The organism is Nocardioides sp. SYSU D00038 (genome assembly GCF_016924665.1).
GTDB lineage: Bacteria > Actinomycetota > Actinomycetes > Propionibacteriales > Nocardioidaceae > Nocardioides.
Window position 1 is genome coordinate 105538 of record NZ_JAFFJT010000005.1, and the last position, 26713, is coordinate 132250.

Annotated in this window: 26 protein-coding genes and 1 tRNA gene; 11 read left to right on the forward strand and 16 right to left on the reverse strand. The window is 74.1% G+C overall.

Annotation, left to right across the window (positions count from 1 at the left end; genetic code table 11):
* Positions 1–148 precede the first annotated feature (148 nt).
* Positions 149–222: transfer RNA gene (locus tag JT721_RS01430), tRNA-Met, on the reverse strand.
* A 165-nt stretch (positions 223–387) separates the two neighbouring features.
* On the opposite strand from JT721_RS01430, the gene JT721_RS01435 reads away from it, so the two are divergent.
* Positions 388–1092, forward strand: coding sequence for an SDR family oxidoreductase (locus tag JT721_RS01435; protein WP_205471104.1), 705 nt, complete (start codon positions 388–390; stop codon positions 1090–1092).
* On the forward strand, positions 1089–1568 hold the full coding sequence (locus JT721_RS01440; protein WP_205471105.1) for a PaaI family thioesterase: 480 nt from the start codon (positions 1089–1091) through the stop codon (positions 1566–1568). Before JT721_RS01435 ends, JT721_RS01440 begins: the two co-directional genes overlap by 4 nt.
* Positions 1569–1572: 4 nt before the next feature.
* Here JT721_RS01440 and JT721_RS01445 read toward each other — a convergent pair whose 3' ends face one another.
* Genes JT721_RS01445 through JT721_RS01460 form a run of 4 tightly spaced genes read right to left on the reverse strand, consistent with a single transcriptional unit; the run spans position 1573 to position 6591 of the window.
* Positions 1573–4590: a UPF0182 family protein gene (locus JT721_RS01445; protein ID WP_205471106.1), complete on the reverse strand. Its 3018-nt coding sequence runs from the start codon at positions 4588–4590 to the stop codon at positions 1573–1575.
* Positions 4583–5182 carry a PPA1309 family protein gene (locus JT721_RS01450; protein WP_205471107.1) on the reverse strand — a complete coding sequence of 200 codons (600 nt, stop codon included), beginning with the start codon at positions 5180–5182 and terminating at the stop codon, positions 4583–4585. The genes JT721_RS01445 and JT721_RS01450 overlap by 8 nt, the downstream gene beginning before the upstream one ends.
* On the reverse strand, positions 5179–6231 hold the full coding sequence (locus tag JT721_RS01455) for a PDZ domain-containing protein (protein WP_205471108.1): 1053 nt from the start codon (positions 6229–6231) through the stop codon (positions 5179–5181). Before JT721_RS01455 ends, JT721_RS01450 begins: the two co-directional genes overlap by 4 nt.
* A gap of 42 nt (positions 6232–6273) precedes the next feature.
* Entirely contained in the window at positions 6274–6591 is a 318-nt protein-coding gene (locus JT721_RS01460; RefSeq protein ID WP_205471109.1) for a hypothetical protein, read from the reverse strand.
* Positions 6592–6651: 60 nt separating this feature from the next.
* On the opposite strand from JT721_RS01460, the gene JT721_RS01465 reads away from it, so the two are divergent.
* The 3 genes from JT721_RS01465 (at position 6652) to JT721_RS01475 (ending at position 9102) form a co-directional block, all read left to right on the forward strand.
* Entirely contained in the window at positions 6652–7089 is a 438-nt protein-coding gene (locus JT721_RS01465) for a molybdenum cofactor biosynthesis protein MoaE (protein WP_205471110.1), read from the forward strand.
* A gap of 64 nt (positions 7090–7153) precedes the next feature.
* Positions 7154–8488: a zinc-dependent metalloprotease gene (locus JT721_RS01470; protein ID WP_205471111.1), complete on the forward strand. Its 1335-nt coding sequence runs from the start codon at positions 7154–7156 to the stop codon at positions 8486–8488.
* Positions 8485–9102: an NUDIX hydrolase gene (locus tag JT721_RS01475; protein ID WP_205471112.1), complete on the forward strand. Its 618-nt coding sequence runs from the start codon at positions 8485–8487 to the stop codon at positions 9100–9102. Before JT721_RS01470 ends, JT721_RS01475 begins: the two co-directional genes overlap by 4 nt.
* Here the strand turns inward: JT721_RS01475 and JT721_RS01480 are convergent.
* The 3 genes from JT721_RS01480 to JT721_RS01490 all read right to left on the reverse strand — a co-directional run bounded on the left by JT721_RS01480 (position 9027) and on the right by JT721_RS01490 (position 11852).
* Positions 9027–9578 carry a M48 family metallopeptidase gene (locus JT721_RS01480; RefSeq protein WP_205471113.1) on the reverse strand — a complete coding sequence of 184 codons (552 nt, stop codon included), beginning with the start codon at positions 9576–9578 and terminating at the stop codon, positions 9027–9029. The genes JT721_RS01475 and JT721_RS01480 overlap by 76 nt on opposite strands.
* Before the next feature lie 36 nt (positions 9579–9614).
* Positions 9615–10688: a PHP domain-containing protein gene (locus JT721_RS01485; protein WP_205471114.1), complete on the reverse strand. Its 1074-nt coding sequence runs from the start codon at positions 10686–10688 to the stop codon at positions 9615–9617.
* 369 nt (positions 10689–11057) lie between these two features.
* Entirely contained in the window at positions 11058–11852 is a 795-nt protein-coding gene (locus tag JT721_RS01490) for an enoyl-CoA hydratase/isomerase family protein (protein ID WP_205471115.1), read from the reverse strand.
* 209 nt (positions 11853–12061) lie between these two features.
* Between JT721_RS01490 and JT721_RS01495 the strand changes: the two genes are divergently transcribed.
* Both JT721_RS01495 and JT721_RS01500 read left to right on the forward strand, forming a co-directional pair.
* Positions 12062–12220, forward strand: a complete 159-nt coding sequence (locus tag JT721_RS01495) for a DUF5679 domain-containing protein (protein WP_011754982.1) — start codon at positions 12062–12064, stop codon at positions 12218–12220.
* A gap of 122 nt (positions 12221–12342) precedes the next feature.
* Positions 12343–13098: a TOMM precursor leader peptide-binding protein gene (locus JT721_RS01500; RefSeq protein ID WP_205471116.1), complete on the forward strand. Its 756-nt coding sequence runs from the start codon at positions 12343–12345 to the stop codon at positions 13096–13098.
* A gap of 6 nt (positions 13099–13104) precedes the next feature.
* Here JT721_RS01500 and JT721_RS01505 read toward each other — a convergent pair whose 3' ends face one another.
* The 5 genes from JT721_RS01505 to JT721_RS01525 form a co-directional block, all read right to left on the reverse strand.
* Entirely contained in the window at positions 13105–13266 is a 162-nt protein-coding gene (locus JT721_RS01505) for a hypothetical protein (RefSeq protein WP_205471117.1), read from the reverse strand.
* Positions 13267–13357: 91 nt separating this feature from the next.
* The gene (locus JT721_RS01510; protein ID WP_205471118.1) at positions 13358–13552 is read right to left on the reverse strand and encodes a hypothetical protein; all 195 of its coding nucleotides are present in this window, start codon (positions 13550–13552) and stop codon (positions 13358–13360) included.
* A gap of 33 nt (positions 13553–13585) precedes the next feature.
* Positions 13586–13909, reverse strand: coding sequence for a WhiB family transcriptional regulator (locus JT721_RS01515; RefSeq protein WP_205471119.1), 324 nt, complete (start codon positions 13907–13909; stop codon positions 13586–13588).
* Between the two features lie 123 nt (positions 13910–14032).
* Entirely contained in the window at positions 14033–14263 is a 231-nt protein-coding gene (locus JT721_RS01520) for a hypothetical protein (RefSeq protein ID WP_205471120.1), read from the reverse strand.
* A gap of 173 nt (positions 14264–14436) precedes the next feature.
* On the reverse strand, positions 14437–16455 hold the full coding sequence (locus JT721_RS01525; protein ID WP_205471121.1) for an ATP-dependent helicase: 2019 nt from the start codon (positions 16453–16455) through the stop codon (positions 14437–14439).
* Positions 16456–16533: 78 nt separating this feature from the next.
* Between JT721_RS01525 and JT721_RS01530 the strand changes: the two genes are divergently transcribed.
* Positions 16534–16782 carry a mycoredoxin gene (locus JT721_RS01530; RefSeq protein ID WP_205471122.1) on the forward strand — a complete coding sequence of 83 codons (249 nt, stop codon included), beginning with the start codon at positions 16534–16536 and terminating at the stop codon, positions 16780–16782.
* 104 nt (positions 16783–16886) lie between these two features.
* Here the strand turns inward: JT721_RS01530 and nudC are convergent, their stop codons facing one another.
* Positions 16887–17795: an NAD(+) diphosphatase gene (nudC, locus tag JT721_RS01535; protein ID WP_205471123.1), complete on the reverse strand. Its 909-nt coding sequence runs from the start codon at positions 17793–17795 to the stop codon at positions 16887–16889.
* A gap of 68 nt (positions 17796–17863) precedes the next feature.
* Between nudC and JT721_RS21535 the strand changes: the two genes are divergently transcribed.
* Genes JT721_RS21535 through JT721_RS01550 form a run of 3 tightly spaced genes read left to right on the forward strand, consistent with a single transcriptional unit; the run spans position 17864 to position 20280 of the window.
* On the forward strand, positions 17864–18454 hold the full coding sequence (locus tag JT721_RS21535) for an HAD family acid phosphatase (RefSeq protein ID WP_205471124.1): 591 nt from the start codon (positions 17864–17866) through the stop codon (positions 18452–18454).
* Positions 18454–19170: a purine-nucleoside phosphorylase gene (gene deoD / locus JT721_RS01545; RefSeq protein ID WP_205471125.1), complete on the forward strand. Its 717-nt coding sequence runs from the start codon at positions 18454–18456 to the stop codon at positions 19168–19170. The genes JT721_RS21535 and deoD overlap by 1 nt, the downstream gene beginning before the upstream one ends.
* Before the next feature lie 27 nt (positions 19171–19197).
* Positions 19198–20280 (forward strand): NAD(P)-binding domain-containing protein, encoded by a 1083-nt coding sequence (locus JT721_RS01550; protein ID WP_307827815.1) that lies wholly within the window; start codon positions 19198–19200, stop codon positions 20278–20280.
* Here JT721_RS01550 and JT721_RS01555 read toward each other — a convergent pair.
* Together JT721_RS01555 and JT721_RS21175 are read right to left on the reverse strand one after the other, a co-directional pair.
* A complete protein-coding gene (locus tag JT721_RS01555; protein WP_307827817.1) occupies positions 20258–23458 on the reverse strand; it encodes an ATP-dependent DNA helicase in 3201 nt (1066 codons plus the stop codon). The genes JT721_RS01550 and JT721_RS01555 overlap by 23 nt on opposite strands.
* Positions 23455–26697, reverse strand: coding sequence for an ATP-dependent DNA helicase (locus JT721_RS21175; protein WP_205471126.1), 3243 nt, complete (start codon positions 26695–26697; stop codon positions 23455–23457). Before JT721_RS21175 ends, JT721_RS01555 begins: the two co-directional genes overlap by 4 nt.
* Between the last annotated feature and the right edge of the window lie 16 nt (positions 26698–26713).

Sequence of the window (26713 nt, forward strand, 5' to 3'; positions counted from 1 at the left end):
GCAAGCCCGAAGCGACCGGAAGCAACGGTGCTGCCGTCCGGCTGGGCGGCGCTGCGCACCTGTCAATGTGATGGGTAAACGATGGGATCGCATCCCGCCCCCAAAGCGAAAGTCCAGGTCAACCATGGGCTGACCTGGACTTTCTTCGTAGCGGGGGCAGGATTTGAACCTGCGACCTCTGGGTTATGAGCCCAGCGAGCTACCGAGCTGCTCCACCCCGCGTCGGTGACACCACAGTAGCCGATCCCCCAGCGGCCCACCAACTCGGGGGCCGTGACGATGAACACCTGACTTTGGATCTCCGTAGCCAGAGGTCTAGAGTCTGGCTTTGGCTTTCCCTAGCCAGAGTCCGCGGCTGCGTGCGGCCGCCTCCCGAGAGGAACAGACATGACCCAGCTCGCCCGATCCACGGTCCTGGTGACCGGCGCCAACGGCGGCCTCGGCACCCACTTCGTCCACCAGGCGCTCGAGCGCGGTGCGACCAAGGTGTACGCCGCCGCGCGGAACCCGCGGGAGTGGGGCGACGAGCGGGTGGTGCCGCTGCGGCTCGACGTGACGGACGCGGCGTCGGTGGCGGAGGCGGCGCGGGTCGCGACCGACGTGAGCGTCGTGGTCAACAACGCGGGTGCCGCGACCGGGGCGAGCGTGCTGGGCGACCTGGATGACTCGCGGGCGCTGTTCGAGACCAACTTCTGGGGCGCGCTGGAGGTGGCCAACGCGTTCACGCCGGCGCTGCGGCAGAGCAGGGGGACGCTGCTCAACGTGCTCTCGGTGCTGAGCTGGCTCGGCATCGGCGACGCCTACAGCGCGACCAAGGCGGCGCTGTGGTCGGCGACCAACACCCAGCGGCTCCGGCTGGCCGGCGACGGGGTGCACGTGGCGGCGCTGCACCTCGGGTACGCCGACACCCCGATGACCCAGCACCTCGACGTCGCGAAGATCGACCCGGCCGACGTCGTGCGCACCGCCTACGACGGCATCGAGGCCGGGGAGCACGAGATCCTCGCCGACGACGTGAGCCGGCAGGTCAAGCAGGGCCTCGCGGGGCCGCTGGAGGCGCTCTACCCCCAGCTGGCCGGCGCCCGGTCGTGACCCGGGAGCGCACCTACGCGTGGACCGACCCGGTGTCGCTGGCGGCCCGGGCGCGCGAGCTCAGCGGGCTTGAGATGATCCACGCCATCCGCAGCGGCGAGCTGCCCCCACCTCCGGCCGCGGAGACGACCGGCCTGTTGGCCCTCGACGCCGGCCCCGGGTGGGCGCTCTTCGGCCTCGAACCGCAGGAGTGGCACTACAACCCTCTCGGCTCGGTGCACGGCGGCATCCTGTCCACGCTGGCCGACACCGCGCTCGGCTGCGCGGTGCACACGAAGCTGCCGGCCGGGACGGGCTACACCTCGCTCGACCTCACCGTGAAGTTCACCCGCGCGGCCACGCTCGCGAGCGGGCTGCTCACCTGCCGCGCCGACGTGGTCGCGGCCGGACGACGTACGGCGACCGCCGAGGCGCGGATCACCGACACCGCCGACCGCGTGGTGGCCCACGCCGTCACGACGTGCTTGGTGCTCTAGCGGGTCACTCCCCCTCGGGACGGGCGGCGTCCGTGGGCTCCGCGGCCGCACCGTCGCCGCTCTCGCCGCCGCCGTCGCGGGCGTCTGCGAGGTCGAGGGCCTCCGCCAGCGCGGCCTCGGCGTCCTCGATCGCGGCCTGGTAGCCGGCCAGGTCGCCCTCGGCGAGCGCCGCGTCGGCCTCGTCGAAGTGCTCCTGGGCCTCGTTGAGCAGGTCGCGGATCCGCTGCTCCGGCGTGCCCGGCTCGGGCTCGGGCTCGCCGCCGGGATCGGGCTCGCCCCCCGGCTCCGGCTGCGGGTCCGGCTCGCTGATGTCCTCGCCGATCGCGTCGCCGATCGCCTCCACCAGCGTGGTGCCGATGCCGACCTTGTCGTTGAACGACACCAGCACGTAGCGCAGGATCGGGTACGCCGAGTCGGTGGTCGACCGGCTGGCGTAGACCGGCTCGACGTACATCAGGCGGTCGTCGATCGGGATCGTGAGCAGGTTGCCGTAGGTGACCCGGCCGTTGAGCCGGAACGGCGCCAGCCGCTCGGTGACGTCGGTGTCGGCGGTGAGCGTGTTGGCCACCTGGCCGGGGCCCTCGATCTGCTCGCCGGAGACCTCGAGCACCCGCATGGTGCCGTAGGAGTCCTGGGTGGCGTCGCTGTCGACGGAGACGTACGCCGCCAGGTTGTTGCGGCGGTAGGGCACGAACGTCGAGGTCAGCGACCACGTCTCGGTGCCGTCCTGGTCGACGAACATCCGGTAGGGCGGCTGCAGGTGGTCCTCGGAGTTGGGGTCGACCGGCACCTCCCACCGGTTGTTGGCGGCGTAGAAGTCCTCGGCGTCGGTGACGTGGTAGCGGGCGTACTGGTAGCGCTGCACCTTGAACAGGTCCTCGGGGTAGCGCAGGTGCTCCAGCAGCTCGTCGGGGATCTCGGAGCGTGGCTCGACGACGTCTGGGAACGCGCTGCGCCAGGCCTGGAGGAGGGGGTCCTCCTCGTCCCAGGCGTAGATCTTCACGCTGCCGTCGTAGGCGTCGACGGTCGCCTTGACCGCGTTGCGCATGTAGTTGATCTCGTCGGTCGGCAGCGTGCGCAGGCCGGTCTCGTCCTGCAGGGCGTCGTCGGTCATCGTCTCGAACGACTCGCGCTCGGCGCCGGGGTAGCGGTCGGTGGTCGTGTAGCCGTCGAGCACCCACTGGATCCGGCCGTCGACGATCACCGGGTAGGCGTCGCTGTCGATCGAGAGCCACGGCGCCACCTTCTCCACGCGCTCGCGCGGCGTGCGGTGGTAGAGCACCTGGCTGTTGTCGTTGACCCGCCCCGAGAGCAGGAAGTTCGGCTCACCGAAGCGGATGGCGTAGAGGAGCTTGCGGAACGTCGAGCCGACCTCGACACCGCCGTCGCCGTCGAACGTCGTCGCCTCGGTGTCCTCGGTGGAGTCGTCGTCGCCGCCCTCGGTGTCGATGGGGGTGCGACCCAGGTCGAGCTCGACGTCGCGGCTGTCGGCGTCGGCCTTGCCGACCACCGAGTAGTCGGGGCTGCCCTCGCCGTAGTAGATCCGGCTCTCGTAGGAGCCCACCGCCTCGCCGAGGTCGTTCTCGTTGGCGCCGTTGCCCTCGGCCCACTGGGTGCGGTCGTCCTCGGTGCCGCCGCCGGCGGTGCTGGTGGCGCTGTTCTCGGCGTTCCGCTGGTTGGCGAACGCGGCGATGATGCCGTTGCCGTGGGTGTAGACGGTGTGGAGGTTCGACCAGTTGCGGTCGGCGTCGGGGATGCCCGACTGGTTGAGCTCGCGGACGCCGAGCACCAGCGCGCGGTCGTTGCCGCCGATCTCGTAGTGGTCGACGTCGAGCACGTCGGCCACGGTGTAGTAGCTCTTGAGCTGCTGGTTCTGCTCGAACGTACGCCGCACCAGCTGCGGGTCGACCAGCGGCACCGACGACAGCTTGGTCTGCAGGGCCGGGGTGTTCTCGGGATCGGTGCGGTCGGGGCTGAACTCCGTGACCTCGACGTCCTCGAGGTCGTAGGCCTGCCTGGTCGCCTCGATGTTCTTGGCGATGTAGGGCTCCTCCTTGTCGGCCTCCGACGGCCGCACCTGCACGCTCTGCACGATGGCCGGCCAGATCAGGCCGAGCAGCACTGCGGACAGGGCGAGCAGCGCCAGGCCCATGGAGGACAGCAGCCAGGTGCGCCGCCAGACGTTGAGGAAGAACAGCACCGCGCAGATGAGCGCGATGCCCATCAGGATGTTCTTGGCCGGCAGCACGGCGTTGTCGTCGGTGAACTTGATGCCGTCGATGAGCGAGCCCGACTGGCTGGCCAGGTCGAAGCGGTCGAGCCAGTAGTCGACGGCCTTGGCGAGCACGAAGACGCCGAGCAGCACCGAGAGCTGCGCCTGGGCCGCGCCGGAGAGCCGGTCGCCAGGCGACTGGAGCCGGATGCCGCCGTAGAGGTAGTGCACGAGCGCGGCGGCGATCAGCGAGATGACCGCCAGCGCCATCGTGAAGTCGACGAGGTAGTGGAACCACGGCAGGTCGAAGACGAAGAACCCGATGTCGCGGCCGAAGTGCTGGTCGTCCTGGCCGAAGTCGACTCCGTTGCGCCACAGCAGGAAGTTGCGCCACTCCCCCGTGCCGGAGGTGCCCGCGAAGACGGCGAGCAGCAGGCCGATGCCCACCACCAGCCAGGTCCGCACCGGGGTGACCGCCTCGCGGTAGCGGTCCAGACCGCTCTGCTCGGGCGACTGCGGGTGGAAGAGCGGGCGCAGCCGGTAGGCGATGACGATGTTGGCCGAGACCACCACGCCCATCAGCACGCCGAAGACGAGGAACAGCAGGACGCGGGTCCAGAAGAGCGTGTTGAACACCGAGGCGTAGCCGGTCGCGGAGTACCACAGCCGGTCGGTGTAGAACGACGCGAACGTCGTCAGCAGGAAGAACGCGACCACCAGCACCCCGGCCGTGATGATCAGGGCCCGGGAGCGGCGCGAGGAGCGCGCGGGCGCCTCGTCCCTCGGGTCGTCGTCGAACAGCTCACTCATGAGGGCTCTCCTCGTCCTCCAGCGTCGTGCGCAACAGTGCCAGCAGGCCGGGCACCAGGTCGGTGCCGGTGACCACGGACTGGGCATCGTCGTGGGAGCGCATCCGCAGCGCGCAGTACGACGAGCCCGCGCGGGTCACCCCCGCGACGATCCTGACCTCCTGTCGGTCCGGGTGCTCGCGGGCGAACTCCTCGGCCGCGGCCGGCTCCTCGGGCACCTGCCCGTCGACGTCCGGCGGGAGCACCAGCCGCTCGACCACCGCGGCACACCCGGTCACGTCGGCGGGCCAGACGATGCCCTCGAGCACCCGCTCGAGCTGCTGCTCGGGCAGCCGGTCCTGCTCCACCGGGGTCAGCGACCCCTCGGCCGAGGCGTCGTCGAGCCCCATCGCCCGGCCCAGCGCCGGCTCGCGGGCGAGCAGCTCCGCGGTGTCGACCAAGGCGAACAGGCGGCTGCCCTGGTCCCAGCCGGCCTCGGCGACGTGACCCTCGATCTCGAGCACCGCCGCGGCCAGCGCGGGGTCGGCGTCGAGCTCGTCGGCGACCTGGGGGTCGAGCACCAGGTCGGGGTCGTCGTCGTGCTCGGAGGTCACGAGCCGGCCTTCCCGCAGCTCGGCAGCCGGGCGTCGGGGTCGTCGACCCACGCCTCGACGGCCTCCCGGGCGGCGTGCATGGTGGTGGCGCGGACCAGCCGCATGTCGCCGTTGTCTGCACCCTCGACGTCGCGGCAGTTGTCGGCCGGCACCAGGAACAGCTCGGCGCCGGCCTCGCGGGCGGCGACGATCTTCTGCTGGATGCCGCCGATCGGGCCCACGGTGCCGTCGGCCGCGATCTCGCCGGTGCCGGCGACGGTGGCGCCGCCGGTCAGCGAGCCGGGGGTCAGGGTGTCATAGATCGAGAGCGAGAACATCAGCCCGGCGCTCGGGCCGCCGATCGACGGGTCGATGTTGACGTTGACCCGGAACGGGAACACGTAGCCCTGGCCCAGCTGGATGCCGATCCGCCGCTCGCCGTCGATCACGGCGGGCTCGACCTCGACGCTCTCGCGCTTCCCGTCGCGCAGCAGGGTGAACTCCACCGTGCCACCCTCGGGGGCGGCCTGCACCGCCTCGACCAGCTGGTCGGCATCGGTGAGCTTGCGGCCGTCGACCTCCAGCAGGAGGTCGCGCACGGCGAGCCGACCGTCGGCCGGGCTCTTGGGCTGCACCTGCAACACCTCGATCGCCGGGTCGAAGTCGATGCCGAGCTCGCGCAGGGCCACCGCGGTCGCGGTGTCCTGGCTGTAGACCATCTGCACCTGGCCCTCGGCCTCGTCGTCGTCCTGGGTGCGGCCCTCCTGGTAGACCGCGGACCGCGGGTAGACGGCGTCGGAGCCGCTGGCCCAGCTGGTGAGCAGCGGCCACAGCCCGAGCTCGGTGTCGCGCCGGGTCACCGAGACGGTCGTCATCCGCAGCTGGCCGTCGTCGCGGTAGGTGCGGTGGCCGTCGACCTGGATGATCTCGCGGCCGTCGCTCTCGGCCAGCACGTCGACGGTGGGGCCGGGCGAGTAGGTGACGTAGGGCATCGGGACCAGCAGGGTCAGCACGAGCAGCGCGACGAAGAGCGGCACCGCCACGACGGCGGCGAGCACGCGCTGACTCATGGCGTCACCCTCTCATTCCTGCCCAAGACGGCGGACGAGGGCTCAGGACGCACGCCGGCGCGGGGCCTCCTCGCCCTCGACCTGCTCGACCACGGGGGTGGCCGGGGCCTCGCACGCCGGCTCCGGCCGGGGCACCGGAGTGGGGACCGTGCGCTCCGCCGCGACCCCGGTCGACCGGGGCTGCGGCTCGCCGGCCGACGTACGCCGCACGGTGCGGTCGCGGGCCAGCGCGGCACCGACCCGGCGCAGCGCCTCGTCGCGGTCGACCTCGGCGCGGGCGGCGCGTCCGGCCCAGCCCGCCCAGGCCGCCGCGACCGCCGTCACCACGGCGGGCGGCACGAGCCAGAGCAGGACCTCCATGCCACCCACGGTAGGCACCGCAGGTGCGCGGCCGTGGGCGCCACGCCTACGGTGTGGCGCATGGACGACACCGCCGCCGATCCCCGGGTGCGCCTGGTCGGGCTGCGCGAGCAGCCGCTCGACGTGACCGAGGTGGTCGCGGCGCTCGACGACGACGCCGCCGGTGGGCTCACGATCTTCGTCGGCCGGGTGCGCGACCACGACGGCGGCAAGGGGGTCTCGGGGCTCGACTACAGCGCCCACCCCAGCGCGCTGGCGCGGCTCACCGAGGTCGCGACCCGGGTGGCCGAGCGCCACGACGTGCAGGTCGCGGCCGTGCACCGCACCGGCCGGCTCGCGATCGGCGACCTGGCCGTGGTGGTCGCCACCACCTCGGCCCACCGCGGCACGGCGTTCGACGCCTCGCGCGACCTGATCGACACCCTCAAGGCCGAGGTGCCGATCTGGAAGCACCAGTGGTTCGCCGACGGCAGCGAGGAGTGGGTGGGCTCGCCCTGAAGGTCCCACCCACGACCGGCCGCGGTCCGCGCCCGGCGTTGCCGCCACGGCGTACCGTGGAGGCATGGACGACGACTCCGCCAAGCCGGGCTCGGGCGGCAACGACGACGCGAACAACCCCTTCGGTGGCACCCCCTTCGAGCAGTTCTTCAAGGGCGGCGCCGCCGGCATGCCCGACCTGGGCCAGCTCTTCGGCCAGCTCCAGTCGCTGCTCCAGCCCTACGACGGACCACTGAACTGGGACGTCGCCCTCGACATCGCGCGCAAGACCGTCGCGCAGTCGCCCGATCCGAGCCCCACCGCCGCCCAGCACGCCGCGGTCGCCGACGCGCTCCGGCTCGCCGACCACTGGCTCGACGAGACCACCGGCTTCCCCTCCGGCGTGACGACCACCGCGGCCTGGAGCCGCGCGGAGTGGGTCGTGGGCACCACCGACGTCTGGAAGGTGCTGGTCGAGCCGGTCGCGGCGCAGTCGGTCACCACGATGAGCTCGGCGCTGCCGGAGGAGGCGCGGGCCCAGGCCGGCCCCCTGCTCGGGATCATGGGCAAGGCGATCGGGGCGCTGCTGGCCTCGCAGGTCGGCTCCGGCCTCGGCACCCTGGCCGGCGAGGTGCTCAGTGTCTCCGACATCGGCATCCCGCTCGCGCCGGCCGGCCGCGCGGTGCTGCTGCCGGCCAACGTCGCGGAGTTCGCGGCCGGGCTCGACGTCTCCGAGGACGACGTCCGCCTCTACCTCGCGCTCCGCGAGGCCGCCCACCAGCGCCTGTTCGCCGGCGTCCCGTGGCTGCGCGAGCACGTCGTCGGCGCGGTCACGGCGTACGCGCAGGGCGTCGAGGTCAACCTCGAGGCCATCCAGCAGCGGGTCGAGGAGCAGATGCGCGGCCTCGACCCCACCGACCCCGAGGCGATGAAGCAGCTGCTCGAGGGCGGCATGTTCGAGCTGCCCGAGTCGCCGGCCCAGCGGGCCGCGCTCGAGCGGCTCGAGGTCACCCTCGCGCTGGTGGAGGGCTGGGTCGACGAGGTGGTCGGCCAGGCCACCCAGGAGCGAATGCCGACCGCCGGCCGGCTGCAGGAGGCGTTCCGTCGCCGCCGCGCCGCGGGCGGACCCGCCGAGCAGACCTTCGCCACCCTGGTCGGGCTCGAGCTGCGCCCGCGCCGGCTGCGCGACGCCTCCACCCTGTGGGGCTCCCTGCGCACCCGTCAGGGCACCGAGGCCCGTGACGGCGTCTGGATGCACCCCGACCTGCTGCCCAGCGCGGCCGACCTCGACGACCCGCTCGGGTTCCGCGAGGACGCCGCCGCGCCGGAGCGGCTGAGCGAGGAGGACTTCGACGCCGAGCTGCGCAAGCTGCTCGACGGCGACGAGCCGACCACGGACGACGAGTCAGCCGGGGAGTGACGCTCGCGACCGACGCCCGGGCCGTCCTCGGCGGCTGGCCGGCGCCCACGCCCGAGCAGGAGCGGCTGCGTCGCCGCTACGTCGACTGGCTCGACGCCCGCCCCGACGCCGTACGCCGGTCGTGCGCGCCGCACCACCTCACCGCCAGCACCCTGCTCCTCGACTCCACCCGGAGCCGGACCCTGCTGACCCTGCACCGCCGGGCGGGCGCCTGGTTCCAGCTCGGCGGCCACTGCGAGGACGACGACGCGACCCTCGCCCGCGCGGCGCTTCGCGAGGCCACCGAGGAGTCCGGTATCGCCGGCCTGGTCGTCGACCCGGTGCCGGTGCAGCTCAGCGAGCACGAGGTGCCGTTCTGCGGTCGCACCCCGGAGGGCGCCGCCTACACCCACCTCGACGTGCGGTTCGTCGCGGTCGCACCGCCGGGCGCGACGCCCGTGGTCAGCGAGGAGTCCACCGACCTGCGCTGGTGGCCGCTGGACGAGCTGCCCACCGACGCCGCCGACCTGGTCGAGCTGGTGGCGCTGGCCGCCTCGCGTCAGCCGTCGACCGCGTCGTCGTCCTCGCCGGGGGGCAGCTCGAGCCGGGCGGCCGTCGACCAGCCCAGCAGGTAGCCGCGGGCCCGCTCCGCCTTGGGGTAGCGGTTGACCCACGCCCAGAACGCCGCGTCGTGGCCGGGCTCGAGCAGGTGGGCCAGCTCGTGCACCAGGACGTAGTCGATCACCCACGCCGGCATCCCCTGCAGTCGCGAGGACAGCCGGATCGTGCGGTCGCCGGGCGTGCACGACCCCCAGCGCGACCGCTGGTTGTCCACCCACCGCACCGAGCTCGGCGTCGCGAGCCCGCCGAGCCAGCGGTCGCTGAGGTCGCGGGCGCGCTGCATGAGCGCGTCGTCGGACGGCGCCACCCGGCGCTCCGAGCGCTGCACCCTGGCCACCATGGTGCGCACCCACTCCGCCTCCTCGGCCCGGGTCAGCGAGGCCGGCACGAGCACGACGATGCGGTCGCCGTCACGGTAGGCCGAGACCGTGCGTCGCCGGCGGGCCGAGCGGCGGACCTCGACCCGCGGCTCGTCCTCCGGGGTCGCCATGGCAAGGAATCTAGCCCGCGCCGCCCCCGGAACGGCTCAACCGCGCGCCGCCTGTGGATCGGCCCAGGCGAGCAGCCGGTCACGGGGCCAGGTGGTGACGATCCGGTCGGGATCGATCCCGGCCGCCTCGGCCCGCTCGGCGCCGTAGACCAGGAAGTCGAGCTGGCCTGGGGCGTGGGCGTCGGAGTCGATGGAGAACAGGCAGCCGATGTCGCGCGCCAGCTCGAGCAGCTGGGTGGGCGGATCGCGGCGCTCGGGCCGCGAGTTGATCTCGACGGCCACGTCGTTCTCGGCGCAGGCCTCGAAGACCGCGCGGGCGTCGAACTGTGACGGCGGCCGGGTGCCGCGACCGCCGGTGACCAGGCGGCCGGTGCAGTGGCCCAGCACGTTGGTGAACGGGTTGCGCACCGCGGCGACCATCCGGCGGGTCATCGCGTCGCGCTCCATCTTCAGCTTGGAGTGCACGCTCGCCACCCGGACGTCGAGCCGGGCCAGCAGCTCGTCGGTCTGGTCGAGCGAGCCGTCGTCGAGGATGTCGACCTCGATCCCCTTGAGCAGCGTGAAGCCGGCGCCGGCCAGGTGCTCGTTGACCGCGTCGACGACGTCGAGCTGGCGGGCCAGCCGCTCGGCGCTCAGCCCGTGGGCGACGGTGAGTCGGGGCGAGTGGTCGGTGAGCACCTGGTACTCGTGGCCCAGCTCGATGGCGGTGAACGCCATCTCCTCGATCGGCGAGCCGCCGTCGGACCAGTCGGAGTGGGAGTGCAGGTCGCCGCGGAGCCGGGCCCGCAGGTCGTGGCCGCCCTCGGTCAGCGGGCCACCGTGCTCCTGCTCGAGCCGGGCCAGCCGCCGTGGCACGACGCCGCGCACCGCCTCGGTGATCACCTCCGCCGAGCTCGCCCCGATGCCGGGCAGCTTCGCCAGGGTGCCGTGCTCGACGGCCGCGGCCACCTCGTCGGTCGGCATCGGGAGGATGGTCGCGGCGGCGCCGCGGAACGCCTTGACCTTGTAGGTGTCCTCGCGGCCCCGCTCGAGCAGGAACGCGATCCGGCGCAGCGCGGCGACCGGACCGGCGTCGTACGGCTCGCCCTCGTAGCGTGTCGTGTCGGCCATGCCCCGGATCCTCCCAGACCGCCGGCCAACTATTTTCCGTCCACAGGCCGTGGACAACCGTCGTCGCAGGTCAGCGCCGGGTCCGCGGCCCCCGGCCGCACGGAGTCCACAGCCCGGTCGGGTTCCGTTGGCGTGTCGTCCACCGGCGTCGGCGGGTTCTCCACACGCACCCGCGGCCTCTCCACAGGTTTGTCCACAGGGGTGGACAGCCGCGGATTGACCCTCGCCGGGGCGCCTCCTAGCGTTGCGGCCAGACGAGGCCCCCGGGCCCGCGGCAGGACACTCGCAAGGGGAAGGCAAGTGTCCGGTGTGCGGGTGCGGGGGCCTCTTCACGTCCCTGCCGACCGGGACCGTCGCGACGGCGGCCGCTCAGGCGCCGGTGAACCGCGGCGGGCGCTTCTCCTGCGCGGCCCGGATCCCCTCCTGCAGGTCGGCGGTCGCCAGCGTCAGCGGCTGGGCCATCGCCTCCCACTGCAGGCCGGCGGCGAAGTCGGCATGACCGCCGTCGAGCAGTGCCAGCTTGGTCAGGCGGCTCGGGATCGGGGCGGTGGCGGCGATGCCGGCGGCGATCCCGAGCACCTCGTCGAGGAACCCCTCCGGCTCGAGCACCCGCGAGACCAGCCCGAGCCCCAGTGCCTCGTCGGCGTCGACCAGGCGGCCGGTGAGCAGGAGGTCGCGGGCGTGGGCGGGGCCGACCACCTCGGGGAGCAGGTACGTGGCCGCCATCCCGGGGTGCATGCCGAGCTTGACGAACGGCGCACCCAGCCGGGCGCCGGCAGCGGCGTAGCGGAGGTCGCAGGCCAGCGCCAGGCAGAGCCCCGCGCCGATCGCGGGGCCGTTGACCGCCGCGATCGTCGGCACCTCGAGCTGCCGGATCGCCAGCCAGGTCCGGTAGAAGGGCAGCATCCGGCTGCGCAGCCGGTCGACGCCGGCGTCGGGCTCGGAGGCGATCCACGAGGTGTTGCCGCCGGAGCAGAACGCCGACCCCTCCCCCGTCACCACCACCGCCCGCACCGAGGGGTCGGCGGCCAGCTCGGCCACCGCGGCCCCCCAGGAGGCGGTCATCTCGTCCGACATCGCGTTGCGCAGGTCGGGGTTGTCGAGGGTCAGCAGGGCCACGCCGGGCGCGGGTCGGTCGAGGCGCAGGTGGGTCAGGTCGGCCATGGGGGCAACCTACGCCGGGCCCGCCGGCGGCGCCGTGACGCACTCCACCCCGCGACACCCCGGTCGCCGCGGCGGGGCGCCTACTTCGTGCTGGGACGGGTGTGCCGTAGGGTCGACTCGGCTCGGAGACGCACGTCCCCGGCCTCCGGCGGGCTTCCCCAACCATTCCCGCCGCGGCGACCGAAGTGAAGATAGGCAAGGAGGCCGTCATGGCGGAGACCTGGAGCGGCGAGTTCTACTGCGTGAAGTGCAAGGAGAAGCGCGAGGCCGAGGGCGAGGTCAAGGTGAACGACAAGGGCACCCGCATGGCCAAGGCCGTGTGCCCCGTGTGCGGCACCAACCTCAACCGCATCCTCGGCAAGGCCTGACCACAGGCCGCAGCCCACAAGCTCACGACGGTGCCCCCGGAGTCCGGGGGCACCGTCGTCTGCTGTCCCGGGGCTGTGGACGACATCCGCGGCCGGCACCGTCGCCGGGGAATGCTGTGCGGGTGCTCCAGCTGCTGCCCGGCCTGGTCCTGGTCCGCCGCGACGCCGACCACCTCCAGCTCGGCGTCGACCCGCCGCTGCGCGCCGTGCTGCCCGACCACCCCGACGTGCGCCGGCTGGTCGCCGACCTGACCGCCGGCCGGGCCCCCGACACCGCCTCGCTCGCGGCGCTCCGCGCCCTCGACGCGCTGCGCGCCGCCGGGCTGGTGCGCGACCTCCCGGTCCCCAGCGGCGTCCGGGTGGCCCTCGACGCCGCCGACCCGGTGCGCCGCGAGCTCGCCGCCGCGCTGGGCGAGTGCGGGCTGACCGTCGACGACGACGGCCCGGCGCGGCTGGTGGTGGTCGCCCGGCCGGGTCCGGCCGTGCGCGACGACCTCGACGCCCTGATGCGCGCCGGCACCGACCACTTGGTGCTCCAGGGCACGCCCCGGGGCGTGCTGGTGGGCCCCTACGTCGTCCCGGGTGTCACCGCGTGCCTGCGCTGCGTCGACGCCCGACTGGCCGAGCGCGACCCGCGCCGGGGACTGGTCGTCGACCAGGTCGCCCGCGCCTCCCGGGGCCCGCACTTCCCGGGCGACCCCGCGCTGACCCGGCTGGCCCTGACCTGGGCCGCCTACGACCTCGCCCGGCTGGCCGCGGGCGAGCGACCGGTCACCTGGTCGACCACCGTGGCGGTCGAGCCGTCGCTGGCCCTGTCCCGCCGCACCTGGCCGCGGCACCCCCACTGCGGGTGCGCGTGGGACCAGCTCGCCGGCTGAGCCCGGTCACCACCACTCGCTGTCGAGCTTGCCCTCCATCGAGCGCAGGTGCTCGCGCGAGCAGGTGTCGCAGAACGTCCGGCGCCGGCCGCGCTCGACCGCGACGGTCCAGGTCAGGGTGCTGGCCTCGTCCTCCTCGACCCGGCCGCAGAAGTCGCAGGTCGTCACGGACGCCACGCTACGCCGGTCGGGAGGGCGGCGGGTGGACGACGGAGCCGGGCCCGACCCACGTGGGTCGGACCCGGCTCCGGGGTGCGGGCTACAGCGCGCGGGCGAGCGCGAGGCGCGCCTGCTGCGCGGCACGCTCGGCCCGGCGGCTGAGCCGGCGGGCGCGGGCCAGCTGGTGGCCCCGCCTAAGGTTCTGCGCCTCTCCCAGGCGCTCGGCCTGTTGTGCGCGGGCCAGGTTCTCGTGGAGAAGATTCATCTCGGTGCTCCGGATCTGAAGGTTGTGCACGGCAGTTGTCTCGGCTTTCGTGATGGGCGCCGCTCAGGCGGCCGCCTCGTTCTTGCGCGGACGCCCACGAGGGCGCTTGCGGGGGATCACCACTCCCTGGAGGAAGAGCTCACCGCCCCAGACCCCCCACGGCTCGCGGCGCTCGAGGGCGCCGTCGAGGCACAGGGTCCGGACCGGGCAGTCCACGCAGAGCGCCTTGGCGTACTCCACGTCGCTGGGGAGCTCGGCGAACCACAGCTCGGGGTTGTTCACCCGGCAGGGCAGCAGTGCGTCGTCCACCCGGTCCGCCTGGTCGTGCAGGAAGGGCAGGCCCAGCTCGGCAGTCCCATCGACACGGTCGAGGATGTTGATGGTCATGTTCGTTGTTCACCTCCTTGGTTCAGCTGGTCGCAGGTCGTGCGGGGTTGGTGCTGAGAAACGAAAAGGCCGCGGATCCCGGGTTTCGGGTCCGCGGCCTGGAGGCTGCCGAGTGGTTGTGTGTCAACCGGTCGGTGGTCTCCAGGCGGAGGGACCCGCGTCGTAGGCCGGGGCGAAACCCATGTCTCCCTTGACGGAAGCGGCCTTGCGGTCGCGAGCGAGCCACTGGGTGGCCGGCTCGAGCACGCGCACGGACGTCGGGAAGGCGTGGCCGCAGATGGGCATGCCGAAGTCGGGCGAGGTCGTCGCCGGAATCTGAGCCAGGGGGATCTGGGTCATGAGCATCGTGGTCATCGAGGCCACCTCCTTCGTTGCGTCGGGCGCCGGGGTCGTCAGTCCCGTGGTGCGCTGTCGTGGATCGGTGAGCAGAAACTATCGGCTGTCGTGTGTCATGGGCAAACCATTTATTGACTATTTCTGAAGTTTCTTTTTCAACCTGCCGCCGAGCCCCTCACGACGGCTCAGGCTCAGCCGACGAGGTCGAGGACGGCCTCGCCGTAGCGCTCGAGCTTGGAGCGGCCGATGCCGCTGATGCGCAGCAGCTCGGTGGGCGTGCGCGGCTTGACCTCGGCGATCAGCTGCAGCGTCGCGTCGGTGAAGACGACGAACGCCGGCACCGACTCGTCGGCCGCCCGCTCCTTGCGCCACTCGCGCAGCCGCTCGAACAGCTCCTCGTCGTAGGAGGCCGGGCAGTCCGAGCAGCGCCCGCGCTTCTTCTCCTGGGCCCCGGCCAGCGGCCGACCGCACTCGCGACAGCTCAGCGCCCGCCCGCTGCGCGACGACGTCGGCCGCGGGCGGGCCGACTCGGGCAGCAGCGGCTCGAGGAAGCGTGACGGCTTGCGACCGCCTCGACCGCCGGGGTTGCGGGCCAGCGCCCACGACAGCGAGAGCTCGTGGCGGGCGCGGGTCATCGCGACGTAGAGGAGCCGGCGCTCCTCCTCGACCGCGGCCGGGGTGTCGGCGTAGGTGATCGGCAGGGTGCCGTCCTGGAGGCCGCAGACGAACACCACGTCCCACTCCAGCCCCTTGGCGGCGTGGGCGGTGGCGAGCGTGACGCCGTCGGCTACCGGCGCGTGCTGCTCGGCGGCCCGGCGGTCGAGCTCGGCGACGAAGCCGTCGAGGTCGCCGCCGGCGGCCGCGAACTCCACCGCCTGGTCGACCAGCGCCTGCCACGACTCCCAGCGGTCGCGGGTCTGCCCGCGGGCCGCGGGCGGCTCGGCCGACCAGCCCATGCCGGCGAGGGTGCCGCGCACGGTCTCGAGGAGGTCGCCCCCCTCCCCCCGGGCGGCGCCGCGGATCCGGGTGACCGCCTCGCGCACCTCGGCGCGGTCGAAGAACCGGGCCGCCCCGCGGACGACGTAGGGGATGCCGCGCTCGGCCAGCGCCTCCTCGAACGACTCGGACTGGGCGTTGATGCGGAACAGCACCGCCATCTCACCCAGCGACCGGCCCTCGTCGCGCAGCGCCGCGATCCGGGTCGCGACCGCGGCCGCCTCGGCGACCTCGTCGGGGCGCGGGTCGAACCGCACCGCCGGGCCGGACGGCTGCTGGGAGCGCAGCTCGACGCCCTTGCTCACCGTGCCGGCCAGCAGCGCGTTCGCCGTGGTGACGATCTCCGGGGTCGAGCGGTAGTTGCGCACCAGCTCGATGGAGGTGGTGCCGGGGTAGCGCTGCGGGAAGTCGCGCAGGTAGTCGGCGTTGGCGCCGGCGAAGGAGTAGATGGTCTGGGCGGGGTCGCCGACCACGCACAGCTCGTCGCGCCCGCCCAGCCACAGGTCGAGCAGCGCCGACTGCAGCGGCGAGACGTCCTGGAACTCGTCGACGACGAACCACTTGTACTGGCGCCGCACCTGAGCGGCCACCCGCTCGTCGTCGGCCAGCACGCCGGCGGTCAGCAGCAGCACGTCCTCCATGTCCATCCGGCCCTGGCCGCGCTTGACCTCCTCGTAGCTGCCGAAGATCCGGCCCACGGTGTCGGGGTCGTGGCCGGTGACCTGACGACCGCGGGCCGTGGCGACCCGGGCGTAGTCGTCGGGCAGCACGTTGCTGACCTTGGCCCACTCGACCTCGGAGGCGAGGTCGCGCAGCAGCGCCTGGTCGGCGGTGATCCGCTGCCGGCGGGCGGCGGTGGCGAGCAGGCCGATCTTGGACTCGACCAGGGTGGGCAGCTCGGTGCCGTGGACGTGGGGCCAGAAGTAGCGCAGCTGGCGCAGCGCGGCGGAGTGGAAGGTGCGGGCCTGCACCGGACCCGCTCCCAGCGCCCGCAGCCGCTGGCGCATCTCGCCCGCGGCGCGGGTGGTGAAGGTGACGGCCAGCACCTCGGTGGGCTGGTAGACGCCGGTGGCCACCCCGTAGGCGATCCGGTGGGTGATCGCCCGGGTCTTGCCGGTGCCCGCGCCGGCCAGCACCCGCACCGGCCCGCGCACGGCCTCGGCCACGCGGCGCTGCTCGGGGTCGAGGGCGTCGAGGAGGGCGTCGGGGGTCATGAGGTGGGGAACAAGCTCCGGGTGGCGGGTGGTTGTATCGGGTGCAACCACCCTAGAGGCCGGAGGCGACAGCCCGAGATGAGCACGTTCACGATGTACACCACCCCCTGGTGCGGCTACTGCCACCGGCTCAGGAGCCAGCTCGACCGCGAGGGCATCACCTACGAGACCGTGGACATCGAACAGCACCCGGAGGCCGCCCGGATCGTGGAGTCGGCCAACGACGGCAACCAGACGGTGCCCACGCTCGTGTACGCCGACGGCACCGCGCAGACCAACCCCTCGCTGGCCCAGGTCAAGGAGAAGCTGGCCGCCCTGGCCTCCTGAGCCGCGCGCTCACCACGAGGGTCTCGACGCGCGGGTCGCGACCTCGCAGGCTCGGTCGCACCGCTCGCTCGACCACCATCGCTCGTGATGAGCTCGTTGCTCGCTCACCACGAGCCCGACAGCGGGCCGCCGTACCAGTGCTCGACCAGCGACCGGCTGATCGAGACGCCGCCCGGCAGCACCAGGCTGCCGTCCTCGGCCCCGGCGCGCAGCTGCGCCCGCGTGAACCACTGGGCGTCGTCGAGCTCGTCCTGGTCGACGGAGATCTCGGTGGTGGTCGCCCGCCCGACGAAGCCGAGCATGAGGCTGGCCGGGAGCGGCCACGGCTGGTTGCCGAAGTAGTCGACCTCGCCCACGACCACCCCGGTCTCCTCGAGCACCTCGCGGCGCACGGCGTCCTCGAGGGTCTCCCCCGGCTCGCAGAAGCCGGCGAGCGTCGAGTAACGGCCCGCGGGCCAGACCGGCTGGCGCCCGAGCAGGCACATTTCGTCGTCGGTGCCGGGCTCGCCGTGGGTGACGAGCATGATCACGGCCGGGTCGGTGCGCGGGAACTGGGTGTGGCCGTTGGCGCAGCGCAGCTCGTGGCCGGACGCGGCCGGAGTCAGGGGCTCGCCGCAGCGGGGGCAGTAGCGGGTGACGAAGAGCCACTCCGCGAGGCCGAGGGCGTGGAAGACCAGCGGCGCGCTGGCCAGGGTGTCGTCGCCCAGGTGGGGCAGCAGCCCGCGCAACGGCACCCACTCCTCGCGGGCGGCCGCGGCCTCCTCGGCACCGGTCACGACAGCGAACCAGGTGCGGCCGTCGTGCTCGCCGAGCAGCACCCGCAGCCCGTCGGGCGCGTCGGCCGGCGCGACCCAGTCGAGCGCGCCGTCCCGCGGCCGCACCCGGGTGCCGGAGACCACGAGCACCCGCGTCGAGGCGTCGGCCCAGCGCTCCTCGAGCCACGCTGCGTCGTGGCGCCGCAGCGCGGCCCGGTCGTGGGGGTGGGCGGCCAGGCGCTGGTGCGGGTAGGACACCCGACGAGGCTAGCGACCGGCGGGGCGGCGACTCGTCGTCGCCCGACCCGGTGCCGCACACTGGTCCGGTGCGCCGCGTCCTCCTCGCCCTGCTGACCTGTCTCGCCGTCTCGCTCCCGGTCGCCCCCGGCCCGGTCGCTGCGCTGCCTGCCGACCTGCCTGCTGCCCCACGCAAGGCGGTGCCGACCAAGAAGCAGTGGCTCGCCGACGTCAACCGGGTGATGCGCGGCGCCGGCACCTGGCTCGACGCCCGGGTCGCCGAGGCGGACCCCGAGGCCCGACTGGCGATCAACCTCGACATCGACAACAGCACGCTGATGACCTACTACGCCAAGGGCCGCCCCATCCCGAGGGTGAAGGCGTGGACCCAGCGGGCCCGCCGGCTCGGCGTCACGCTGGTGTTCAACACCGCCCGGCTCCCCCGGATGCGTCCGCGCACGGTCCGCGAGCTGACGCGCGCCGGCTACGACATCGGCCGGCTCTGCTTCCGCGAGCAGGGCGAGGGCAAGGTGGGCGGCAAGACCCGGTGCCGCGCGTCGTTCATCGAGCAGGGGTTCACGATCATCGCCAACGTCGGCAACAACGACACCGACTTCGCCGGCGCGCGCAACTACGGCCGGGCGTTCCGGCTCCCGAACTACCGCGGGCAGCTCGGCTGATGAGCACCCACATCGGCGCCGCCCCCGGCGACGTCGCGCCCCTGGTGCTGATGCCCGGCGACCCGCTGCGGGCGCGCTGGATCGCCGAGACCTTCCTGACCGACGCGCGGTGCTACACCGAGGTGCGCGGTATGTACGGCTACACCGGCACCTGGCAGGGCCACCGGGTCTCGGTGCAGGGCTCCGGCATGGGCCAGCCCTCGTGCGCCATCTACGCGACCGAGCTGTTCCGCGAGTACGACGTGCAGTCGATCATCAGGGTCGGCAGCTGCGGGGCGCTCACCGAGCGGCTCGCCGTGCGCGACATCGTGATCGCGCAGGCGGCGTGCACCGACTCCTCGATGAACTCGATCCGGTTCGAGGGGCTCGACTACGCCCCGATCGCCGACTTCGGCCTGCTGCGCGCGGCCTCCGACGCCGCCCACCGGTCGGCCCCGGACCGCGACGACGTGCACGTCGGCCTGATCTTCAGCGGCGACTCCTTCTACGCCGCCCGGCCCGAGCTGACCCGGCGGATGGTCGACTTCGGGGTGCTGGCGATCGAGATGGAGGCCAGCGCGCTCTACACGATCGCAGCCGGCTTCGGCCGCCGGGCGCTGGCCATCTGCACGGTCTCCGACCACATCGTCACCGGCGAGGAGACCACGGCGCAGGAGCGGGAGCAGACGTTCGGCGAGATGGTCGAGATCGCGCTGGCGGCCGGCACCTCGGCATAACCCGCACCGGCACGGCGTTCTCCCCTCGTGGAGGACGACGTGGAGGCCGCCGTCGTGGAGGACCCGGTGCTGGACTCCCTGGTCATCGGCGCCGGACAGGCCGGCCTGTCGGCGTCGTACCACCTGGCACGGCTGGGCCTGCGCCACGTCGTGCTCGACGCCGACGCCGCTCCCGGCGGGGCCTGGCAGCACCGCTGGGACTCCCTCACGATGGCCGACGTCCACGGCGTCGCTGCGCTCCCCGGTTCCGACCCCCCGCACGGGTCCGGGCGCGCGAACGAGGTGGTGCCGGCGTACTTCGCCCGCTACGAGGCCGAGCACGACCTGCCCGTCGTCCGGCCGGTGCGCGTCGACCGGGTCGTCGACGTCGACGGACTCCTCGTGGTCGAGGCGGGCGACCGGCGCTGGACCACCCGCACCCTGGTCAACGCGACCGGCACCTGGAGCCAGCCGTGGCTGCCCCGCTACCCCGGCGTCGAGACGTTCGCGGGCGAGCAGTGGCACACCCACGACTACCCCGGCGCCGAGCGGTTCCGCGGCCGGCGCACGGTGGTCGTCGGCGGTGGGGCCTCGGCCGTGCAGCTGCTCGGCGAGATCGCCCTGGTCACCGACACCCTCTGGGTGACCCGGCGGCCGCCCGTGTGGCGCACCGAGGAGTTCACCCCCGAGCTCGGGCGGGCCGTGGTGGCGCAGGTCGAGGAGCGGGTGCGGCGGGGCCTGCCGCCCCGCAGCGTGGTCAGCGTGACCGGGCTGGCGCTGCGCGAGCAGGAGCGGGCGGCCGAGGCCCTCGGCGCCTACGACCGGCAGCCGATGTTCGCCTCGATCGAGCCCGACGGGGTGCGCTGGGCCGACGGCCGGTTCGAGACGGTCCAGGCGATCGTGTGGGCCACCGGGTTCCGGCCCGCGGTGCGCCACCTCGCCGGGCTCGGGCTGCGCACGCCGTACGGCGGCATCCAGCTCGACGGCACGACCGCGGTCGCCGACCCGCGGGTGCAGCTGGTGGGCTACGGGCCGTCGGCCAGCACGATCGGCGCCAACCGGGCGGGGCGGACCGCCGCGCTCGGCGTGCGCCGGGCGCTCGCGGGCCTCACCAGCGCAGCAGCCGGCTGAGCTCCTCGCGGTCGGGCAGGTCGGTGGGCTCGACCGTGCGGCCGCTGCGCACGTAGTGGAACGCCGCCCGCACCCGGTCGGCCGGCACCCCCTGGAGCTCGGCCCAGGCGAGGCGGTAGACCGCGAGCTGGAGCGGGTCGGCGGTCTCGCGCTGGTTGGTCTTCCAGTCGACGACGAGCCAGTGGCCGTCGGGCTCGGCGAAGACCGCGTCGATCCGGCCGCGCACCACCTGCCCGTCGAGGACCAGCCCGAACGCCGCCTCGACCGCGTGGGGACGGCGGTCACCGAAGGGGCCGGCCTCGAACGCCGCGACCAGCTCGGCGAGGTCGGCCTCGTCGTCGATGCCGGCGTCGGCGCGGCCGGGCAGGTCGCCGTAGTCGAAGAGGTCCTGCTGGCCGAACCTGGCCTCGACCCAGGCGTGGAACCGGGTGCCGAAGCGCGCCGCCGGGGAGGGCCGCCGCGGCATCGGCCGCGCCAGGTCGCGGGCGAAGCCCTCGGGGTCGTCGCGCAGCCGGGACAGGCCGGTGGCCGACAGGCTGCTCGGCAGCGGCACCTCGACCTCACCGGCCCGGTCGCGGCGGGCCTCCTCGAGCAGCCGGTCTAGCTCGGCGTCCCAGGCCTCGACCGTCGCGAGGTCGACCAGGTCGAGCTCGGCGGCGGGGTCGGGGGCGCCCTCGGCGAGCGCCGCGGCGGCGTCCTCGACCAGCTCGACCGCCGCGATCCGGCGCAGCGCCTCGGCGGTGTGCTCGGTGACCGGCCAGGCGAACTCACGGGTGCCGGCGCGCAGCGGGTTGGGCGTCCCCTTCTCCGGCTTGTCGTGCCAGGCCTCGGGCTTCTCGCCCCACGACTCGACGACCTCTCGCACGGTGCACTGGTACGGCGACGGCCCGAGCGGCGTCTTGCGCTCCTCGGCCCAGACGTACGACGACACGACCAGCTGGTGGCGGGCCCGGGTGAAGGCGACGTAGCCGAGCCGGAGCTCCTCCACGGCCTCGTGGGCCCGGGTGTCCTCCTGGAGCCGCTTCATGCCGTCCTTGTCGGGCGAGACCAGCGCCGGCAGGTCGCGCGCGTCGCCGCGCAGCGGGGTGGGCAGCAGCTCGAGCCGCTGGGGCCACAGCCCCCGGCTGCGGGTGTAGGGGAACTTCTCCTCGCACACCCCGGCCAGGAAGACGACGTCCCACTCCAGGCCCTTGGCGCGGTGGACGGTGAGCAGCTTGACCGACTCGCTCTCCGAGGGCGTGGCGACGTCGAGGCCGTTGCCGAGCTCGTCCTCGGCCTCCAACCACGCGAGCAGCGCGGGCAGGGTCACCGCGCCGTCGATGGCCTGGAACTCCGCGACCGCCTTGACGAACAGGTCGAGGTTCTCGCGGCGGGCCCGGGCGGCCTCGCTCACCGACGACGCCAGCTCGACGTCGATGCCGCAGGTGTCGATGATCCGGCGCACCAGCTCCAGCAGCGGCTCCCCGGCGTGGGCGCGCAGCTGGCGCAGCTCCTGGGAGAGCAGCGCGAACCGCTGCCGGGCCACCTCGGAGTAGCCGAGGTCGCCGGGGTCGTCGAGGGCGTCGCAGAGGGCCGGCACCTCGATCGGGTCGGCGCCCGCGACCGCCAGGGCCAGCTCGTCGGAGAGCGGCAACCGCTCGCCGCGGGCCCGCCGGGCGCCGGCGAGCTCGCTGGCGCGCTGGCCGAGCAGTGCCAGGTCGCGCGGTCCGACCGCCCAGCGCGGCCCGCTCAGCAGCGTCAGCAGCTCGGCGTTGGCGGTGAGGTCGCCGACCAGCGTGAGCGTGGCCAGCACCTCGGCCACCTCGGGCAGCCGCAGCAGCCCCTTGAGGCCCACGATCTCGACCGGCACGCCCTGCGCGGTGAGCGCGTCGAAGACGTCGGCGGCGTGGCGGTTGTCGCGCACCAGCACGCCGATCTCGCGCCACCGCGGCTCGGGCATGGCGGCGTGGGCGGCCTGCACCTGCTCGGCGAGCCACACCAGCTCGTCGGCGTAGGTCTCGTGGACGGCGGTGCGCACCGCTCCCACCCGGTCGTTCCCGGGTCGGAGCGGGGCCACCTGGGGGAACTGCTGGTAGAGCGGGGCGGCGAGCGCGTTGGCGACCTGGAGGATCCGGGCGTCGGAGCGCCGGTTGATCGTGAGGTGGAAGGTGTCGACCGGCCGGCCGTCGGCGCGGGGGAAGTCCTCCTCGAAGCGCAGGATGTTGGAGACCGAGGCGCCGCGCCAGCCGTAGATCGCCTGGTTGGGGTCGCCGACGGCGGTGACGGGGTGGCCGCCGGGGAACAGCCGCCGCAGCATCCGGGCCTGCCCGACCGAGGTGTCCTGGTACTCGTCGAGCAGGACGATGCGGTACTTGCCCCGCTCCACCTCGCCCACGACCGGGTGCTCCTCGGCGAGCCGGGCAGCCAGCGCGATCTGGTCGGAGAAGTCCATCAGCCCGAGCGAGGCCTTGAGCCGTCGGTAGTCCTCGACCAGGCCCAGCGCCTCGGCCCGGCGGGCGAAGGCGAGGGTGACCTTCTCGCGCAGCTCCTTGCCGGCGTCGGCGAGCCCGGCCTCGAAGCGGGGCCACTCGCGCGCGTCGAACGCCCGCAGCTGCTCGACGGTGCAGAGGTGCTCGCTGAGCGCCGCGTCGAGCCCGAGGAGGTAGTCGATGACGTGGCGCGGGCTGTCGGAGAGCAGCGCGACCCGGCCGGTGTGCCGCTCCACGGCCCGGGCGGCGAGCTGGTAGCGCGAGGCGTCGGCCATCACCCGGGTGTCGGGCTCGTGACCGATCCGCAGCCCGTGCTCGGAGAGCAGCGAGGAGGCGTAGGCGTTGTAGGTCGCGACGGTCGGCTCGAGCGGCTCGTCGTCCCCGCCGTCGGCGTCGCGGTCGGCCGGCCGCGCGTCGCGGCCGTGGCCGGCCGCCTCGAGCGCGCCGCGGATCCGGGAGGCGAGCTCGGCGGCGGCCTTGGTGGTGAAGGTGAGGCCGAGGACCTGGTCGGGGGTGACCTGCCCGGTGGCGACGAGGTAGACGACCCGGGCGGCCATCAGCGAGGTCTTGCCCGAGCCGGCCCCGGCGATCACGACCGCCGGCTCGAGCGGGGCGGCGACCGCCTCCCACTGCTCGTCGCTGACCTCGTAGTCGGTGCCCATCACCGCCCGCAGCTCGGCCGGCGACGAGATCGTCAGCGGGGCGCTCACGACAGCACCGTCCCGGAGTGCTTGGCGGGGCAGAGCGAGACGAAGTCGCAGTGGTCGCAGTGCCCGCCGGGCCGGGCCGGGAACCGCTCCTCGCGCACCGCTTCCACGGCGGCGACCAGCTGGCGCTCGATCGGCCGCAGGCCCTCCTCGTCGGGCTCCTGGGGCGGCTGCTGCTGCACCCGCAGCTTGGCGCGCAGGTCGTGGCGCAGCTGCCACAGCTCGGCCCCGCCGGGCTGGGCGCCGGGCACCAGGTCGTCGACGGCGCCGTGCTCGACCGCGAGCTGGTAGAGCCCCAGCTGGGGGTGGACCGCGATCTCGTCGTTGGTGGGGAAGTACTTGCTGGTCTTGAGGTCGATCACCACGACCCGGCCGTCGGCGTCGAGCTCGAGCCGGTCGGCGTAGCCGTGGAGGGCGACGACCTGGCCGCCCGGCAGCGGCACCTCGGCGCGGATCGGCTGCTCGGTGGCCAGCACCTGCCGGGCGTCGGGCCGGCCGTGCCAGGCGAGGAAGCGGGCCAGCGCCCGGCGCACCTCCTCGCGCTCGCGCGCGCTCGACCACGGCGTGCGGAACGGGATCTGCTCCCACACCTCGTCGACGTGCGTCATCAGCCGCTCGACGTCGGGCTCCGCGGCCTCGCCGGCGAGCTCCTCGCGAGCGATCCGGTCGGCGAGGGCGTGGACGACGTTGCCGAAGCCCTGGGCCTGGGTCGAGGCACGCTCGCCCCCGGCCTCGGACTCCAGGAACCACTTGGCCGGGCACTGCTCGAGGCTCGTCAGCGCACTCGCGGTGAGCCGCACCGGCTCGTCGGCCGGGCGCAGCGGGGCGGGTGCGGAGCTCCACCCGCGGGTGCCCCACCAGGTCGCCGGGTCGGCCGCCGGCACCCAGGCCCGGCCCTCGCGGTGCTCGACCACAAGGCGGGCGAGCCGGTGGGCGGCTGCGCGGCGCAGCGTCAGGGGCATCCCGTCGTCGGCGACCGTGCGGCGCAGCTCGGCCACCAGACCCGGCAGCGACAGCGGGCGCCGCGGCCGGCCGGCACGGTGGTCGACGGTGACGCCGAGCTCGCCGACGAACCGGGAGGCCTGCTCGCCCTCGTCGTCGCTGGACGCCACCGCCGTGACGACCAGCCGCTCGCGGGCGCGGGTGCAGGCGACGTAGAAGAGCCGGCGCTCGTCGGCCAGCAGCTCACGGGAGGTCGTGGGCGGCACCAGCCCGTCGGACCCGATCCGGTCGGCCTGCAGCAGGGTGGCGCGGCGCCGCAGGTCGGGCCAGCCCTCCTCCTGCACGTGGGCGACGACGACGAGCCGCCACTCCAGGCCCTTGGAGCGGTGGGCGGTGAGCATCCGCACCGCCTCGCCGCGGATGCCCTGGTCGGCCAGGGTGTCGGCCGGGATCTGCTGGGCGACCAGGGTGGCGAGGAAGCTCTCGAGCCCGGTGTGGCCGCGGCGGTCCTCGACCCGGGCGGCCTCCTCGAAGAGCGCCACCACGGCGTCGAGGTCGCGGTGGGCGGCGCGGACCCCCGACCCCCCGCGCTCGACCGCGGCCTGGAGCCGGGCCGGCCACGAGGTGCCCGACCACAGCGCCCAGAGCGCCTCCTCGGAGCTGGCGCCCTCGGCGACGGCGGCGTGGACGTCGCGGAGCAACCGGGCGAGGGCGGCGGCCCGGCGTACGCCGGGGTCGTCGGCGTCGTCGAGGTCGTCGAAGACCGTCGCGTCGAGCAGCGCGGCGCGGAGCAGCTCCGGCGAGGAGCGGGGAGTGCGGCCGTCGGCCTCGGCGACCGCCTTCTCGCGAGCCCGCAGCCGCCGGGCCAGCACCCGCACGTCGGCGGCGTCGAGCCCGGCCAGCGGGGACTGCAGCATCGCGTGGGCCCGGGTGGCGTCGACGTAGCCGTCGGCCTGGGGGTCGGTGGTGTCGAGGTGGAGCACCGCCTCCAGGGCGTCGACCAGCGTGCGCACGGCCGGCTCGGCGACCAGCGGGGTGTCGTCGGAGGCCACCTCGACGGGCACCCCGGCGGCCGCCAGCGACCTGCGCAGCCCGGGGATCGTGGTGCGCCCCGAGCGCACCAGCACGGCCATCTCCGACCAGCCGATGCCGTCCTCGAGGTGGGCGCGGCGGAGCAGGTCGGCGAGGTGCTCGGCCTCGGCGCGCTCGGTGTCGAAGGTGAGCACCTCGACCCGGCCGGGGTCGCCGTCCTCGCGGGCCTGGGGGGCGAGGAACAGCTCGCGGGCGCGCTCGTCGATGGTGCCGGGCAGCGGGATCCGGCCCGCGACCCGCTGGGAGGCCCGGAGCAGGGCCGGACCGAACCGGCGCGTCGTACGCAGCACCACGGCTTCCGCCGGTGCGCCGCCGACCCGGGGGAACGACGTCGGGAACTCCAGGATGCCGCGCACGTCGGCACCCCGGAAGGCGTAGATGGACTGGTGGGGGTCGCCGACCGCCACCAGGTTGCGGCCGTCGCCGGCCAGCACCCGGAGCAGCGCGACCTGGCCGGGGTCGGTGTCCTGGTACTCGTCGACGAAGACCCACCGGTACGCCGCCCGGAGCTCCTCGCGGTGGGCGTCGGCCTCGATGGTGGCGCGACGGATCAGGTCGGCGTAGTCGGTGGCGCCCTGGCTGTCGAGGTTGTCGAGGTACTGGTCGAGGAAGAGCCCCGCGGCGACGTACTCCGGCAGCCGCTCGGCCTCGCCCAGGGCCCGCAGCTGCTGGCCGTCGAGGCCCTTCTCGCGGGCTCGCGACAGCACGGCGTGGACCTCGCGGACGAAACCGCGGGTGCCGATCGCGTGGTCGAGCTGCTCGGGCCAGCTGACCGACTCCGGGTGGTCGCGCAGCAGCTCGCGCAGCACGACGTCCTGCTCCGGTGCGCTGAGCAGCCGCAGGGGCGCCTCGTAGAGCTCGGCGGGTGCGTAGCGGCGGATCAGGCCGTAGGCGAAGGAGTGGAACGTCGACCCGATGCCGCCCGCGGTGGTGCGGCCGAGGCGTGCCATGACCCGGTCTCGCAGCTGCTCGGCGGCCTTGCGGGAGAAGGTCAGCGCCAGCACCTGCTCGGGGTCGACCCCCTCCTCGACGCGGCGCACGATCGCCTCGACCAACGTGGTGGTCTTGCCGGTGCCGGGCCCGGCCAGCACCAGCAGCGGCCCGGCCGCGTGGTCGACCACGCGCTGCTGGTGGGCGTCCAGGGCCGGGACGACGACGTCGGCCCGCGGTCGCACCAGCCGGTGGCGGACGGGCGTCGAGGTGGTCACGACGCCATTCGACCAC

Excerpts from the sequence above, each read along its gene's own strand:
- JT721_RS01495 (WP_011754982.1), top strand. The coding sequence starts at position 12,062 with ATGGCGGAGACCTGGAGCGGCGAGTTCTACTGCGTGAAGTGCAAGGAG.
- JT721_RS01465 (WP_205471110.1), top strand. The coding sequence starts at position 6,652 with ATGGACGACACCGCCGCCGATCCCCGGGTGCGCCTGGTCGGGCTGCGC.
- JT721_RS01435 (WP_205471104.1), top strand. The coding sequence starts at position 388 with ATGACCCAGCTCGCCCGATCCACGGTCCTGGTGACCGGCGCCAACGGC.
- JT721_RS01515 (WP_205471119.1), bottom strand. The coding sequence starts at position 13,909 with ATGACCATCAACATCCTCGACCGTGTCGATGGGACTGCCGAGCTGGGC.
- JT721_RS01470 (WP_205471111.1), top strand. The coding sequence starts at position 7,154 with ATGGACGACGACTCCGCCAAGCCGGGCTCGGGCGGCAACGACGACGCG.
- JT721_RS01460 (WP_205471109.1), bottom strand. The coding sequence starts at position 6,591 with ATGGAGGTCCTGCTCTGGCTCGTGCCGCCCGCCGTGGTGACGGCGGTC.
- JT721_RS01520 (WP_205471120.1), bottom strand. The coding sequence starts at position 14,263 with ATGACCACGATGCTCATGACCCAGATCCCCCTGGCTCAGATTCCGGCG.
- JT721_RS01530 (WP_205471122.1), top strand. The coding sequence starts at position 16,534 with ATGAGCACGTTCACGATGTACACCACCCCCTGGTGCGGCTACTGCCAC.
- JT721_RS01455 (WP_205471108.1), bottom strand. The coding sequence starts at position 6,231 with ATGAGTCAGCGCGTGCTCGCCGCCGTCGTGGCGGTGCCGCTCTTCGTC.
- JT721_RS01485 (WP_205471114.1), bottom strand. The coding sequence starts at position 10,688 with ATGGCCGACACGACACGCTACGAGGGCGAGCCGTACGACGCCGGTCCG.
- JT721_RS01490 (WP_205471115.1), bottom strand. The coding sequence starts at position 11,852 with ATGGCCGACCTGACCCACCTGCGCCTCGACCGACCCGCGCCCGGCGTG.
- deoD (WP_205471125.1), top strand. The coding sequence starts at position 18,454 with ATGAGCACCCACATCGGCGCCGCCCCCGGCGACGTCGCGCCCCTGGTG.
- JT721_RS01445 (WP_205471106.1), bottom strand. The coding sequence starts at position 4,590 with ATGAGTGAGCTGTTCGACGACGACCCGAGGGACGAGGCGCCCGCGCGC.
- JT721_RS01480 (WP_205471113.1), bottom strand. The coding sequence starts at position 9,578 with ATGGCGACCCCGGAGGACGAGCCGCGGGTCGAGGTCCGCCGCTCGGCC.
- JT721_RS01525 (WP_205471121.1), bottom strand. The coding sequence starts at position 16,455 with ATGACCCCCGACGCCCTCCTCGACGCCCTCGACCCCGAGCAGCGCCGC.